At 35.7% G+C, this 14,777-nt stretch carries 10 protein-coding genes; all 10 read right to left on the bottom strand.

Features of this window, described 5'->3' with window-relative positions:
• Nucleotides 1-43 precede the first annotated feature (43 nt).
• Entirely contained in the window at nt 44-1,276 is a 1,233-nt protein-coding gene (locus tag IPH11_02870; protein ID MBK6912652.1) for a restriction endonuclease subunit S, read from the bottom strand.
• Complete coding sequence (locus tag IPH11_02865) at nt 1,260-2,834, bottom strand: N-6 DNA methylase (GenBank protein MBK6912651.1); 1,575 nt, start codon at nt 2,832-2,834, stop codon at nt 1,260-1,262. The genes IPH11_02870 and IPH11_02865 overlap by 17 nt, the downstream gene beginning before the upstream one ends.
• A gap of 765 nt (nt 2,835-3,599) precedes the next feature.
• Nucleotides 3,600-5,735: a T9SS type A sorting domain-containing protein gene (locus IPH11_02860; GenBank protein ID MBK6912650.1), complete on the bottom strand. Its 2,136-nt coding sequence runs from the start codon at nt 5,733-5,735 to the stop codon at nt 3,600-3,602.
• 410 nt (nt 5,736-6,145) lie between these two features.
• Nucleotides 6,146-6,571, bottom strand: a complete 426-nt coding sequence (coaD, locus tag IPH11_02855) for a pantetheine-phosphate adenylyltransferase (GenBank protein MBK6912649.1) — start codon at nt 6,569-6,571, stop codon at nt 6,146-6,148.
• 483 nt (nt 6,572-7,054) lie between these two features.
• Nucleotides 7,055-8,554, bottom strand: coding sequence for a beta-propeller fold lactonase family protein (locus IPH11_02850; GenBank protein MBK6912648.1), 1,500 nt, complete (start codon nt 8,552-8,554; stop codon nt 7,055-7,057).
• Between the two features lie 7 nt (nt 8,555-8,561).
• Nucleotides 8,562-10,496, bottom strand: coding sequence for a choice-of-anchor B family protein (locus IPH11_02845; protein ID MBK6912647.1), 1,935 nt, complete (start codon nt 10,494-10,496; stop codon nt 8,562-8,564).
• Between the two features lie 19 nt (nt 10,497-10,515).
• Entirely contained in the window at nt 10,516-12,129 is a 1,614-nt protein-coding gene (locus tag IPH11_02840; protein MBK6912646.1) for a choice-of-anchor B family protein, read from the bottom strand.
• Nucleotides 12,130-12,139: 10 nt separating this feature from the next.
• Entirely contained in the window at nt 12,140-12,274 is a 135-nt protein-coding gene (locus tag IPH11_02835) for a T9SS type A sorting domain-containing protein (GenBank protein ID MBK6912645.1), read from the bottom strand.
• A 2-nt stretch (nt 12,275-12,276) separates the two neighbouring features.
• Complete coding sequence (locus IPH11_02830) at nt 12,277-14,244, bottom strand: VCBS repeat-containing protein (GenBank protein ID MBK6912644.1); 1,968 nt, start codon at nt 14,242-14,244, stop codon at nt 12,277-12,279.
• Entirely contained in the window at nt 14,220-14,771 is a 552-nt protein-coding gene (rsmD, locus tag IPH11_02825) for a 16S rRNA (guanine(966)-N(2))-methyltransferase RsmD (GenBank protein ID MBK6912643.1), read from the bottom strand. The genes IPH11_02830 and rsmD overlap by 25 nt, the downstream gene beginning before the upstream one ends.
• Nucleotides 14,772-14,777 lie beyond the last annotated feature (6 nt).

Raw genomic sequence — 14,777 nt, 5'->3', positions numbered from 1 at the left:
AAAGGTAAAGGCTGAATTATAAATGTTGTTGTAATTAACATTTTTAATTTTCTATTGTGGCTAATTTGGATAGAAGTAGCTCTTTCATATTTCTCAATAATTTAATTTCCTTTTTCTTTCGGTCCGATAATTCAGAATGAGATTGAAATATTGTATTTGCTAACAATAAAATTTCTTTAGAGGGCAAAATGAAATTGATGTTTAAAAGGTCTTCTGGATTAATTGATGGATATGTTGAAACGCTCATTTCTGCCCTTGCTTGCAAACTTTGCATATTATCTTCATTAGTAATTAAATAATAAACTAACTCTCCACATACATTCGGATATGTCGGTTTCAAAACTGCGAATCCTGTTGAAACTATCATATTTGATTTTGGATTTTTCAATATTCCAAAATGTTTGAGATTAGGCCTTACAGTTGAGAATATTATGTCGTTATGATTTACTTTTCTCTTTGCTCTACTTGGGATTTCATCCACGGTTGGATTTAGAATTTGAATTATTTCTATTTCATTGTTGGTGATACTACTCGTGTCCAAGTATTCAATTGTTTCATAATCATCTTGTGAAGACAATGTTGCATAGTTGCAATCAACAATATCGCCGACAATTTTTAAGTCCCAACCCTTTGGAATCTCTTTTTCTAATTCTTCATTGAAAACCATTTCGCCACCGCTACTTTTGTAGGGGTTTCCATTTTCATCGGGGAATTCAAAATCAACAAACCATTGTTTGTAGATAGCCTGGGCAGTTTCTTCGAGTTTTTGAATTAGCTGGTTATTTAGATTTATGCGGTTTACTATAGTGTTATATTCTTTAACGATTTCTTTTTGTTTATCAGGGTGGGGAATGGGTAAAGTCATTTCACAAAAAGCATCCCAATGCAATCCACCACGAACATCTGCATCAGTATAAAACCAAGCATTACGATCATATTCTCCTCTTGAAAACCACATCATTAGATATTCCGGTAAAAGTATATCTTGATCAATAATTTCAAAAACATCATAAGCTGGAGATACAATAAAATTATTCGGACTATTTGAAAGTGCAACAGGCAATCTTTCGTCTCTGCCAACGTGCATTCTGTTGCAAGCAAATTGACTAGTTTTTACAAGTTTGTAAGTGGATAAATCTGTACCAACAATATTCGCAACTGAAGGCATAAAGAATTTATCTATATTTATTCCGAGTAGTGGTAATTCTTCAGCAGTAGAGTTTCTAACATTAACTTCTCTAATGTAGTTTCCCAATTTTTTATAATTTGATCTCATAACCCAGTTCTTTAAAGACTTTGAGTAAATCTTTTTTTGATTGTTCTTCAGACTTAAGAAGTTGAGAAAATTCAGATTGAAGTGATTTCATTTTTTCATCAAAGTCAATATTCTCATCCCGATTTATAAACTCGATATATTTACTAGGTACGAGAGAAAAATCTTTCTTTTCAATTTCATCGAAATGCGCACTATAACAAAACTCGGGTGTGTCTTTATAAGTTTTTTTGTAATCAGTCTGCTGCCAGTTATGGTATGTTGAAGTAATTTGTTTTATATCATCATCAGAAAACTGGGTATATTTTTTCTCGAACGGGATACCAATTTGTCTTAGATCCATAAAAAGAATTTCCTTCTGACGATCTCTATATTTGCGGATGTTATCAGGCTGTGCAATGGTATGAGCTTTTTTATTCTTGTTAAGAATCCAGAGGGTAACACTTATATCAGTCGTGTAAAACATATTGCGTGGTAAAACAAGAATAGCTTCTACAAGATTATTCTGGATCAGTTTTTTACGAATTTCTTTTTCTGAATTATCACCACTAAGTGCACCATTAGCAAGTAAGAAACCGGCAACACCATTTGCAGAAAGTTTGGAAACGATATTAAGAATCCAGGCGTAGTTTGCATTACCAGTCGGAGGCACTTCATAACCAGCCCAGCGCGGGTCGTTGATAAGTTCATCAGCAGCGCGCCAATCTTTTTGGTTGAACGGAGGATTAGCCATAATAAAATCAGCTTTAAGATCTTTATGCTGATCGTTTGTAAATGTGCTAACAGCTTTTTCACCAAAGTTTGCATATATGCCGCGGATAGCAAGATTCATTTTAGCTAATTTGTAAGTGGTGTTTGTGGCTTCCTGTCCATAAATAGAAATATTTTTTTTATTGCCGTGATGACTTTCAACAAATTTAATTGATTGAACGAACATACCGCCGGAACCGCAACAGGGATCATATACTTTACCTGAGTATGGTTCAATCATTTCAGCTATAAGGTTAACAATACTTTTGGGAGTGTAGAACTCACCTTTGCCTTTGCCTTCTGCAATTGCAAACTTTAACAAGAAGTATTCATAAACACGACCGACTATATCGCTCTGTTTATCCTCGATTGTATTAATGTTATTGATTGTATCGATTAAAGCACCAAGTTTACTTTGATCTAAACTTATTCGTGAATAATAATTATTTGGTAACGCACCTTGCAGAGCAGGATTATTTTTTTCAACAATGGCTAGTGCAGTATCAATTATAAGAGCAAGCTCCGGTTGTTTTGCATTCTGGATTAGATAGGACCAGCGGGATTCCTCCGGTAAAAAGAAAACATTTTTTGCGGTATAGAACTCGGTCATACCGATATACTTTTCTTTACCTTCGGATATCAATTCCTGTTTTCGTTCTTCAAATTTATCATTAGCAAACTTTAAGAAGATTAAGCCAAGCACCACGTGTTTATATTCAGATGGTTCCACAGAGCCGCGGAGTTTATTGGCAGAATCCCAAAGAGTTTCTTCGATGCTTTTTTGTTTTTTTTGTTTCGGAGTTTTAGCCATAGGGTTGATACATTTAAATTTTATTATTTTTGAATCAGCTTACTCACCTTTCAGCACTCTTGAAAGTGTATAGTGAAGGGAAGTTTAACAAATCGTATATCAGATCCTAAAACAACTTAATTAAAATAACAAAAGATTAAAGTTTTAACAATGTTTTATAATCCTTGGGCTGGAAAGACGCAGTAGTTCAAAAATAAAGTAACCAAAGGAGATTAAGAAAAAGGTCGTTGGATCATAATATAGGTAACCAACAATTTTGAGGTTATCTATGAGCAATGCCGTTAAAAAAGAATATATCAATGAAATCAACTTGTTAAAATCGAGGCTGTCTCAAAAGTCCAATTTTGTCAGTCTGAGTGGCAATGCCATCGAAGATTGTTGGTAATGCCCTAGTGAATTCACACTTCGATGGCAGTGCCACTCAGTGTGACAGTAAAAATTACTTTTGAGATAGCCTCATTGGGGATGAGTTATCAAAAACCCCCAAGGTTACAAAACAAATCGCGAGGTTTGCTCTAGCCTTGGATCCAAATTGCCATACTTCCCACCTTCCAATTTCCTGCTTCCCTCAACAGTCATCTAATCCCTCTGCCATTTTAGCAGAAACTAAAATTAGTGTTTTTAAAAAGTTCGTTTTTTTAACGTTTTAAGCCAAAACACCTATTGCTTACCTATTATACACCTATTTCACTCCTATTGTACTGCTATTATACCTACGTTAAATTTTTAAGTCGTATTTGCCGTTTTGTCACAGACACAACTTTATCACCTTAGTAAAATCATCTTCCTGGTCTCAATAAAATTTCCTACTTTCAACTGATAGTAATAAACACCGCTCGAAAATGATGAAGCATCAAAATTGATTTCATAACTTCCTGCTTCACGATATTCGTTTACAAGTATTGCTATTTCGTTTCCAAGGACATCATAAATCTTTAAAGTTTGCCAACTGCCCGCTGGCGCCTGCCACCTTATTTTAGTGCTCGGATTAAACGGGTTGGGGTAATTCTGCTCAAGTAAAAACTCCGATGGGTAAGCAGCCGGCTGATCTTCAACATCAGTTAACGTTTGGAAAGTTCTATAAACACCATTGAATCTTGTGCCTGCATAGAGATAGCCTTCATCATCCATTGTAAGTGAAGTTACATTCGGTAATGGAATTAATGAACTCGTTGGTATCCATGTATCTCCATTTTCTTTTGAGTAGTAAACTCCCTGTGTGCTTGTAGCAATAAAGACTAAATCATTCGGGTCAATATAAATTGATGTAATAACCGTATCTAAAAGTCCTGCTGCTAAACTTTGCCAGTTATTTCCGTTATCAGTTGAACGAAATATACCCCCGCCTGTGTTCGATACTGCAAAAATATAATCTTTATGATTAACTGCTATTTTCGTAATTGCAGCGTTTGGTGAATTAACATCAAGTTCAGTCCAATTTAACGCACCCGCAGCTAAGCGATATATTATCCCTGAATTGCTGCCGGCGAATATTGTCCCCAATGAATTTACCGCAACTGAATAAACAGGATTAGAAAGTGAACCGCTGATTTTATTCCAGTTGCTGCCTGAATCTGAAGAGTAATAAATCTCAGCACTTGCGCCAGCAATAGCAGTGTAAACCTCATCATGCTTTGTAAAAGCAAAATCATAAGCCGGTTCTATTGGAAGCCCCGCACCTATTGAAATCCACGAATAGCCGTTATCATCTGAGCGGAGTTTATCACCGAAGAACCCAATCTCGGCAAAAAGTCCGGCGTAAATATTTTTATTATTGCTTAATGATAATGTCATTCCAATATTACCTTGCAGTGCATTATTTATCCACGTACCGCCTTTATTTGATGTTCTGAAAATTCCATTAAGATTGGTAGCAGCAAAAACCTGAGTGCTGTCTATTGCAAGCAAATTTATAACTTCGGATGATTTCAATCCTTCATTGCATTGATTCCATTTGTAGCTGCCCTCAGAAGCACAAAAAATTCCATTAAGATTTGTCCCGGCAAAAACGTTTTGACTTAAATCAGACAGAATTGAATTTACCTCGGATAGTGAATAAGCAGTAGTGATCGGCTGCCATATCGTTCCATTATTAATTGAAAGATAAACTCTTCCATTTTTTAATCCGGCAAAGAGATTATTATTATTGTCGCTCCAAAGAGTGTTAACGAATAGATCATTTAAGCCGCTGTTTACTTCTGTCCAGTTCAAACCATTGTCTGTGGATTTATACACCCCGCTTCCATTACTTGAAACAAAAAGATAATCAAAAGGATTTTTAACAATTGAATTAAGTTCGACACCGGATAAACCCGATGATATAAAACTTTCTCCATTGTCATCAGAATAAAAGACTCCATTTATTCCGGTAACACAAATTATTCTTTGCGAAGTATTTATAACTAATGCTTCAATCCAATCTGCAGAGGGTAATCCATTGGATAAGGTATCCCAGCTAACTCCGTCATCCGTACTTTTATAAATTGCACCCCAGCCTGCGGCAAATATATCTCCCGATGAATTTTCTGATATTGAAGTTATGCTTAATAGGGAAATCGCAGTCTGTTCCCAGCTTTCACCGGAATTAGTTGATTTATTAACCCCCCCGCCATTCAGTCCTGCAAACACAGTTCCACTCTGTGCTTTGTAAATTGAATTAACATCGGAAGCAGAAAGCCCGGTGCTCGAATTGCTCCAGCTATTTCCGAAATCATTCGATATATAAATTCCATTTGAAGCTGTGCCGCAAAGCATAGTCCCTTCCTGTAAAACTGAGAAGCATTTTATTGATTCAGCGACAGGTCCGGTAGTATGCAGCCAGGTTATTTGCTGTGGAAGAGAGGTAGAATAAAGTAGAATGAAAGAAAGAAGGCAATGATAGAAATAGTTTAATAGTTTCATCGTTTCTCCAAAGTATTTATAAAGAAGATGATTTATTTTTCTACCGAAACATAATCAGTTATTTAATTAAATACATGCTCAAAATATTTACTGAAGTTACGCAAAATGAATTTTAAGGTCTATCCATTTTTCGTTTATTTTAGAACAGTGGATGAGGCTGTCTCAAAAGTAATTTTTACTGTCACACTGAGTGGTGGCATTGCCACCATCGAAGTGTGATTTTGATATATAAATTAATCGTCATCCTTCGACAAGCTCAGGATGACAAATTGTGTCTTATGAGACAGCTTCATGACATTCATTATTTACTGTTTTGTGTAACTTCAGTTATTTATAGATGTTTGACATTAAAGTAACTTCTAAAACCTTGATATTAAACTTTGAAGATTTTTAGAGATACCCGCATAAAATTAAGTGAATTTCAATTTCAATTTTTCTTTAACAATCGCAGGCACAAACTCGCTCACATCGGCTTTCAGACTTGCAAGGTTTCTGACAATGGATGAATTCAGATATGTATATTTCTCGTGCGGCATTAAAAATATTGTTGCGATGTCTGCGGCTAATTTTCTATTCATCAACGCCATTTGAAATTCATATTCAAAATCACTTACAGCACGCAGACCCCTGATAATGCCCGTGGCACCAACGCTGTGTGCATGGTCAACCACCAAGCCGTCAAAATAATCTACAGAAATGTTTTTGAATTCTTTCAAACTTCCCCTTAGCATTTCAAGACGCTCTTCAGTTGAGAATAATGGCTGCTTGGATTGATTAACAGCAACCGTTACCACCACCCAATCAAATAGTTCACTAGCTCTTTTGACTATATCAATATGACCGTAAGTAACAGGATCGAATGTGCTGGGTAAATTACTTTTCTCATTTCATTACCATTTGATGATAAAAAAAACTGACTTACCAAAATCTAATAAAAAATAATGGCAAGTCAGTTATAAAAATAAATATGAGCGGTGCGAAAAATTATTTTTCATAAATCTATCCAAAATAATTTTACTGTAAAAATATCGAATGTTGTTATCTAATTCTAAATACCCAGGTTTATTAATTGAACTATGAAACCGTTGAAACGGTTAATCATGATTCGATTTACATTCTCAACGGGATTAATCCCGTTGAGAACTTAATAAATATTTAACTGCCAACCGTTTTAACGGTTTGCTCTTCTATAGAATCAACTTGCCTAATACGTAACAGGAATTGTTTTTAATTATGATTTTTCAAGAAAATTATTACTGTCACACTGAGTGGCAATGCCGTCGAAGTGTGAACTTGATCAGAAATCTCAGGCTGAAAGTTTACCTCGCTGTGATTCCAGTTGCGTAACTTCCAAGGTCAATGATTTTTACAACCTCGTTAAGTTCGGTATCATAAACACAAAGCAAAGATTGTCTCTCAACTCCGGGTATAGAATAATGAGGGTCGAAATCATTCTCTTCATTTGAGCAAGTCATATAAAGGTATTTTCCATCTGCACTCAAGTCCGCGCCGTATAAATGCTGAAATGCAGGATCGCCATACTCAAGAGTTTTAGTCCAGGTTTCGCTTGTTGGGCTTTTTGTAATAGTTGTTACAATTGGTTCGTGATGTGATACAACATAAATAGTTAACCCATCCTCCGAAATTGCTGCCTGCATTGGGTGATCTTGAATATCAATACTCTGAATTATTTGTCGTGTTGAAGTACTAATAATTAAAACTTTACTTGAAGTTCTGCAGCAGGCATAAAGATAATTGTTATCAGGTGAAATATAGAGATGCATAGGTTCGTTCTCGAGTAAACCGGAGGAGGATAAATTTATATTATCAACAAAATCATTTGTGGTTAAATCAACGATGGAAATTTTATCCTTTGTCATGTTAGCAACATAAAGAAAATTATCATCGCTGCTGATTGCCATGCCGTGAGGAAGTCCTGTTTCAGGAAGAAGAAAAGTTTCCTCAAGTGTCATTGACTCTGTGTTTATGAAATAAATTTCATTATTATTTCCTGTTGCCGTCGCTGATTTAGATACATAAGCTTTCTTTCCATCCGAAGAAATCTCAATCATTCCGGGCTGCTGTAATCCTTCAACGGTTCCCACAATGGTGTTGGTTGGAATATCAATCTTTAAAAATTTTCCTGCAGTTATTATCGAAGCATAAAGATAGTTCCCAAATTTTTTAACATTATGCGGCTGGTCAATTTCAACTGAACTAAAATTTACATCAATAGTTCTTGCAAGTAAATTAGAGGCTGGATCAATTGCTAAAATCTTATCACCGAATTGACTGCATGCATAAATATAATCTGAAGAAGTAAAAGGCACATTCCCTTGAAAATCTTTTGCACCATTTAATATCCAATTCTTTATCAATTCAATTTCAGCAGTTGTTAATGGATCTAAAAGGTAGGGCATTTTTAAGTCAGCATCTTCGATATGACCGGTGATCAAATTATATAGTAAGCTTGACGAAGTATCATACGGGACGACGGGACTGCCTCCATAGACACTCTCATCATCGTGAAGAATTTTTGGAGTGTGATGATGACTTGTATCATCCAGCGGACGATTGATTGAGCCGTTCAGCATATCATAATAATTTGCGAATGATAATCCATGCTGCGGATTATCGGACGAATGGCATTCCGGTATTGCACATTTTTCTGCAAATACTTTTGCAACTTCGTAAGTTTCAAATCCATTATTGGTTGCATCTATCACAGGTCCTAAAGTCTGAGTGTTGTCAGAACAAGAGGATACCAGAGCAAGCAAAGAAATAATTGAGACGAATAAATAAAGTTGTTTGTATTTCATACACTTCCTATTTAAGATAAATCATTTTAATTGTTTTATTAAAAGTACCTGCGCTTATTTTGGCGACATAAACTCCGGCAGGCAAAGCCGAAGCATCAAATCTATACGAATAATTTCCCGCTGATTTATTTTCGTTAATTAACACAGCAACTTTCTGCCCGATGAGATTATAAACAGTAAGGTTTACGAATTCACTTTGTGGAATCGAAAATTTAATGTCAGTCGAAGGATTAAATGGATTAGGGAAATTCTGCTTCAAACTATAAGTCAATTCAGTTGGAGTATCACTCACATCTGTCGGAAGTGTAACGGTAACGAACCAATTTTTTTCTGTAGCATAATATCCGTTTGAAATTCTAATTCGAACTGAATCAACAGCAGGCGGGGGATTAAATAAGTTTCGGTATTCATAAAAATTTTGATTGCCGCCATATACACCGTTTTTGAACCATTCGTAAGTAATGTCCAATCCGCTTGTATCATGAGTAGTAACCTCAAAATGGATTGTTTCACCCTTCTCGATTGTTGTATCTCCGGAAGGAGTAAAAGAATCAATAATCGGTAAGCCAGGATTTAAAACGAGATAAGAAAAAAAAGTTGGGGGTGGTACTTCACCAAGCGGATCAATGCCCGAACCACCAGCCGGTAATGTAGTCACCCGATCGCTGTCATCAGCAGCGGCTAAATAATATTCAACTAAGGTTTGAAATGACTGCCCCGGAATTATGAATTCAAAAGTATCATTTGTTGGTCCATTGGTATCAGTAACAACATTCCAATTACTTGTTCCGCCGTTAAGAGATGTTCTGTAATGAAGATTCGCCGCAACTACGGTATTGTTATCCAGTATATCAGCAGTGATGGTCACGTCATTATTATTTAGGACATTCTCTATTGGTTGATGAATAATGGTCGGTGGTAAGTCAGCAGGTGTAAATTGGACTACATAGAGACCTGTTTGCATATCAGAAATTAAAGTAATCCCGCTTGGTAAATAAGGGTAACAGCCCCAGGCTTCCTCCGTATCATACTGCCCGGCAAACAAAGGATGGGTGGGGTCAGAAATATCGAGTATTACATAACCATCAGTGTAATAAGATATGTGAGCATAATTTCCTTTCACGAATAAATTATGCACCGTAGAACTTGTCGGCATCTCCCACGTTGGTACTACCAAATCCCATGTGCTTCTATCCTGAATATCCCAGACTGTAATATCAACATTGTTAAATTCTTCCGTTCCTAAAAAATATCTTTTGTCTTCAGTCATCCATCCGCTATGGGCGTAAATTCCGGGAGGGGTTGCACTTCCGGAACCGGAAATCTTAAAGGGATTGAATTTATCTGTTATATCTATCAAATCATATTTATTTTCGGCACAGGCAACTACAGTATCATTCCAAACCTCAACATCATGAATGTAATTGCTGGTTGAGTAATAAGCTGTCCTCACCGGGTTAATCGGATCAGATAAGTCAAGTATGTGCATTCCGCCGCCGCCGTCAGTACCAATAACAAATGCGTATCCATTATCAATAAAAATATTATGTGCACGTTCGAAGTAATCATCAACTGTATTTACAAGTACAGCGGTAGATGGTAAACCTGAAAGATCAATGACTTGTAATCCTTTGCCTGTGCTCGTACCTTCTGTTACAACATAAGCATAATGACTGTGCACTTTTAAATCACGCCAGATTGATTGAGGTCCTGGAATAAATGCAGATTGCACAGGATTTGAGGGATCGGTTACATTAATAATTGAGGTGCCGGTTCCAACTCCAAGCAGCGCATACTCATTTCCATTTGGATCAACGTAGCCCCATATGTCATTATATCCTGAGCTTGGATATGGATTGAAGTGGCTTAGTAATTCAACATTAACTTGCGCACTAACAATTACTGAAAAGAAAACAGCGGTAAGAAGAATAAATTTTTTCATCGTCATTCTATTTAAAAAATTATTTTACTAAACTCATTTTAATTGTCTGAATATCATTCCCTGTTTGAAGCTGTGTAACATACAATCCGGATGGAAGTGCGGAAGCATCAAAGTTGACAGTATAAACTCCCGCTGGTTTTATTTCATTTACTAAAGTTGAAATTTGTTCACCGAGAGAATTAAAAACTTTCAAAGTAACATTTTGTTGATCAGGAATTGTAAAGCTTATTTTAGTTGAAGGATTAAACGGGTTAGGATAGTTTTGAGCAAGCTCAAATTTTGGCAGTGAAAGAAAATCAACTTCGATTTCTTTTTCAATATTTATTGTTCCGTCAAAATCAATCTGAGCTAGTCTATAAAATGATTTCCCCGCCAGAGGAGAGAAGTCTGTATATGTATAAGATGACTTTTCCGTTGTAGTTCCTTTGCCGGGAACAAAACCTATCTTCTGCCAGTTTATTTTGTCGGTTGATCTTTGTACATCGTAGCCGCTGTTATTTATCTCGGAAGCTGTGACCCATTCAAGATTAATTTTGTAGTCGTTTAATGAATAAGTAAATGAAGTTAGTTCGACTGGTGTAGTAGGATCAAGTAAAAAATCAAGAACCCACAAACCGGAATTAATATCCGAGATTAAAATATTTCCTGAAGGTAAATATGGATAGCACCCCCATGCTCCGTTGTAAGTTCCGGTTGTTGGTGTATAGGTATCGTACCACCCGGCCATAAATGGATTTGTTGGATCGGTGATATCAAGTACTACAAGTCCCTGTTTGTAATAAGAAATGTAAGCGTAATTTCCTTTGATAAATAAATTGTGAACAGGAGTTGTTCCAGTCATTTGCCACATCGGAACTGTAAGCTCCCAGCTTGTTCTATCCTGAATATCCCAAACCATGATATCGCGTTGGTCAAATTCTTCACAAGCAATAAAATATCTTTTGTCTTCAGTCATCCAGCCGCTGTGTGCATAAATACCATTTGGTGTGGCAGAGCCTGTTTCAGAAATTTTGAAGGGGGCAGTTTTATTAGTAAGATCAAGCAGGTCATAAGAATCAGCCGCCGCTGCCACTGCAGTATCATTCCAAACATAAATATCGTGAATATAACTGCTGCCGGAGTAGTAAGCAGTTTGAACAGGGTTTGTAGGATTTGATAAATCAAGAATATGAAGCCCGCCAAAGTTTGTTCCGATTACATAAGCATAACCATTATCAATATAAATATTGTGTGCTCTGTCAAAATAAGCGCTCACTGTATTTACAAGTGTAGCACTTGCAGGTAGTTGAGAAAGATCAACTATCTGTAATCCTTTACCTGTACTCGTCCCCTCAGTAACAATATATGCATAATGGCTGTGGGTTTTTATGTCACGCCAGATTGAGTTCGGTCCGGTGATAAAAGCAACTTCAACCGGATTTTGAGGATCCTGCAAGCTAACGATAGTGGTGCCATGTTCAACACCCATAATTGCATATTCAATTCCGTTATCGTCTACGTAACCCCAGATATCGCTGTAATCTTTTGTTGTGTATTGATCGAGATGGCTAATCAAATTAACATCAACAATTTGTGCATACGAAATAACCGACATGACAATAAACACCAAAAGTACCAAAGTAACTTTTTTCATTACGATTCCTTTATTTAGATAATATTATTTTTTTAATTTCGCTTTGAGTCGAAGAGGAAACACGAACTAAATAAATGCCTGAAGAAAAATTACCGGCATTCCATTTAAGATTCAAATTATTTTTTGATGGTGAAGCATTATACAATTCTATAATTTTTCACCGAGTATGTTAAATATAGAAACATTTAATTTATCCTGATTAGAAATTCCATTTAAAATAAAATTTATTTCAGGGTTAAATGGATTCGGATAAGCCTCAATATTCAATTTATAAACTTCGGGTAAATGCCCGGCTTCAATATTTGTAATTAAACTGTTTCGATAAAAAAATAATCCGCCTTTAGCATTGCCGACAAATAAATCAATATCAGAATCATTATCAATGTCAATAAAAAAAGGAGCGACATCAATACCTAAATCGGTATCTAAAAAATTATTTGATTCTGATATCCAAATAGGATCAATATTGTTTCCATCATTTCGGAAGTGATTTATAAATCCATTATGATCGCCGGAAAATAAATCATAATCTCCATCGTTATCATAATCAATCAGAAATGGGTTGCTGTTATCACCAATATCAATTATACTGAAGTAACTTGTGTCTTCCTCAAAACTATACGAAAGGGGAGTGCCAATATTTCGGAAGTAGGAAAATCTTCCACTGAATTTTCCGCAAATTAGATCGAGGTCATTATCAGAATCAACATCAAGCAGCAAGGGTCGTGCAAATGTGCCGATGTCAATTGTACTTCCGGAACTATTCGTTATCAATTCACGAAATAAAAAATTTGCGGAATTTCCGTTTCCAATATTTTCATAAAAAGAAATCTTGCCGTCAAAATTTCCAATAAGTAAATCGTAATCATTGTCGTTATCTAAATCACCAAATGCAGGATAAAGAGAAATAGAATAATCCTGATCAATCAAAGAAGAATCTCTTAAAGTAAATTCAGGCTGTAATTCAGTTCCGGTATTTTCGAAATAAAATAATTTTCCAAAAGGATTATCAAGCGAGCCAATGAATAAATCCTGATCGGAATCGTCATCAATATCCACAAAAAATGGAACGCTGTTGGTTTTAACATCAAGCGTTTTTAAAAGATCTTTTGTAACGAAATGAAAATCATCTGTGGAAATTGTTCCCTGGTTTTCATAATATATTAATCCTTGTGGAACCGTTGGGTCGAATAAAACCGAGACAAACAAATCAAGGTCGCTATCTCCGTCAATATCAGCAAGCCGCGGCATGTTGAATCCATTGGTTTTTATGCTGTCTGCATTTTGAGGATAGATATTGTAGAGAACAGACATATCAGGAATCGTTGCAGTTCCATCATTCTGTATGAAATAGATGCTTTTACTAAAAAAGTCTCCCCAAAAAAGATCCGGATCAGAATCATTATCAATGTCGGCAAACTCAAGAGAACTTGCGCCGTGTTTTTCAAACGAGGTGAGGGTAGAAATGATAATTAAATCCTGCCACAGATTTGTGACAAACTTGAAACTATAATTATTAACCGTTCCAATATTTTCATAAAAAGTTACAGTGCCGGCAGAGTTACCGGAGATAAAATCGAAATCTCCATCAGAATCAACATCATAAAAAAGTGGATTACTGCCGAACTCACTTTGTATTGGAGAATTATCCGCGCTGAGTAACGTATCCTCCAGCGTAGTAAATTCAGGAGAAAGAATTGTTCCGGTATTCAAAATCAGTTTAATGTAATCAGCTTCGCCGCCGGTGAATAAATCGTAATCGTTATCATCATCAATATCAACAAAGTAGAACCAGTTTTTAAATTCAATTCCGTTAAATATTTTTTCTTCAAGAACAAAATTTGGGTCGAATGCACTTCCAGTATTTTCGTAAAAGCCATAGTAGCCATCGCTGTCGAGAAAGAACAAATCCAAATCATTATCGCCGTCAATATCAATTAATTGATGTTCAATATTATTATGACCGCCAGAAAATACATTATCAAGGCTCTGAGTTAAATCATTAACAGTAATTCCGTTTATTTCGCGAATTAAATTTTCAGACTGCGGGTAGATAAATAAAGGATATAAAAACGTTAATAATGAAAGGATTAATATTTTATTTCGTAAAGACAAGCATCTCCGATAATCTTAAATGGTTCAGTTAAAAAATTTTCTGTGTCGAGGGATTTTGTTTGGATTGATCTTTCAATGATTATAAATCCTTCGTCTGAAAAGTATCTATTAACTTTGAGATTTACAACGACTTTATAAATATCATCCTTGAAGAAAGGAGGGTCGGCAATGATTAGATCGTAAGTGAAATGTGATGCATTTTGTGAAAAGCGAGAAGCCTCATTATTGAAAGCTTTGCAGCGCTCATCAATTTTAAGATTTGAAATGTTTTGAAGAAGATTCTTATAAATAAATAAATCTCTCTCAACAAAATGCACTTCGCCGGCGCCACGACTGATACATTCAATTCCGAGAGAACCTGAACCCGAATAAAGATCGAGTACTTTTATTCCCTCAAAATCAATTTTGTTATTTAAAATATTGAAAAGAGTTTCGCGCACACGGTCTGTCGTTGGTCGAATTTCTTTTGATTGAGGGACATTAATTAATCTTCCTTTTAATTCACCTGAAATTATTCTTAATCGCATAAGTAA

Source organism: Ignavibacteriales bacterium (assembly GCA_016709155.1).
In the GTDB taxonomy this organism is placed as follows: Bacteria; Bacteroidota; Ignavibacteria; order Ignavibacteriales; family Ignavibacteriaceae; genus JADJEI01.
This window is presented reverse-complemented; position numbering and strand designations above follow the sequence as displayed.

Excerpts from the sequence above, each read along its gene's own strand:
- IPH11_02870 (MBK6912652.1), bottom strand. The coding sequence starts at position 1,276 with ATGAGATCAAATTATAAAAAATTGGGAAACTACATTAGAGAAGTTAAT.
- IPH11_02865 (MBK6912651.1), bottom strand. The coding sequence starts at position 2,834 with ATGGCTAAAACTCCGAAACAAAAAAAACAAAAAAGCATCGAAGAAACT.
- IPH11_02860 (MBK6912650.1), bottom strand. The coding sequence starts at position 5,735 with ATGAAACTATTAAACTATTTCTATCATTGCCTTCTTTCTTTCATTCTA.
- IPH11_02850 (MBK6912648.1), bottom strand. The coding sequence starts at position 8,554 with ATGAAATACAAACAACTTTATTTATTCGTCTCAATTATTTCTTTGCTT.
- IPH11_02845 (MBK6912647.1), bottom strand. The coding sequence starts at position 10,496 with ATGAAAAAATTTATTCTTCTTACCGCTGTTTTCTTTTCAGTAATTGTT.
- IPH11_02840 (MBK6912646.1), bottom strand. The coding sequence starts at position 12,129 with ATGAAAAAAGTTACTTTGGTACTTTTGGTGTTTATTGTCATGTCGGTT.
- rsmD (MBK6912643.1), bottom strand. The coding sequence starts at position 14,771 with ATGCGATTAAGAATAATTTCAGGTGAATTAAAAGGAAGATTAATTAAT.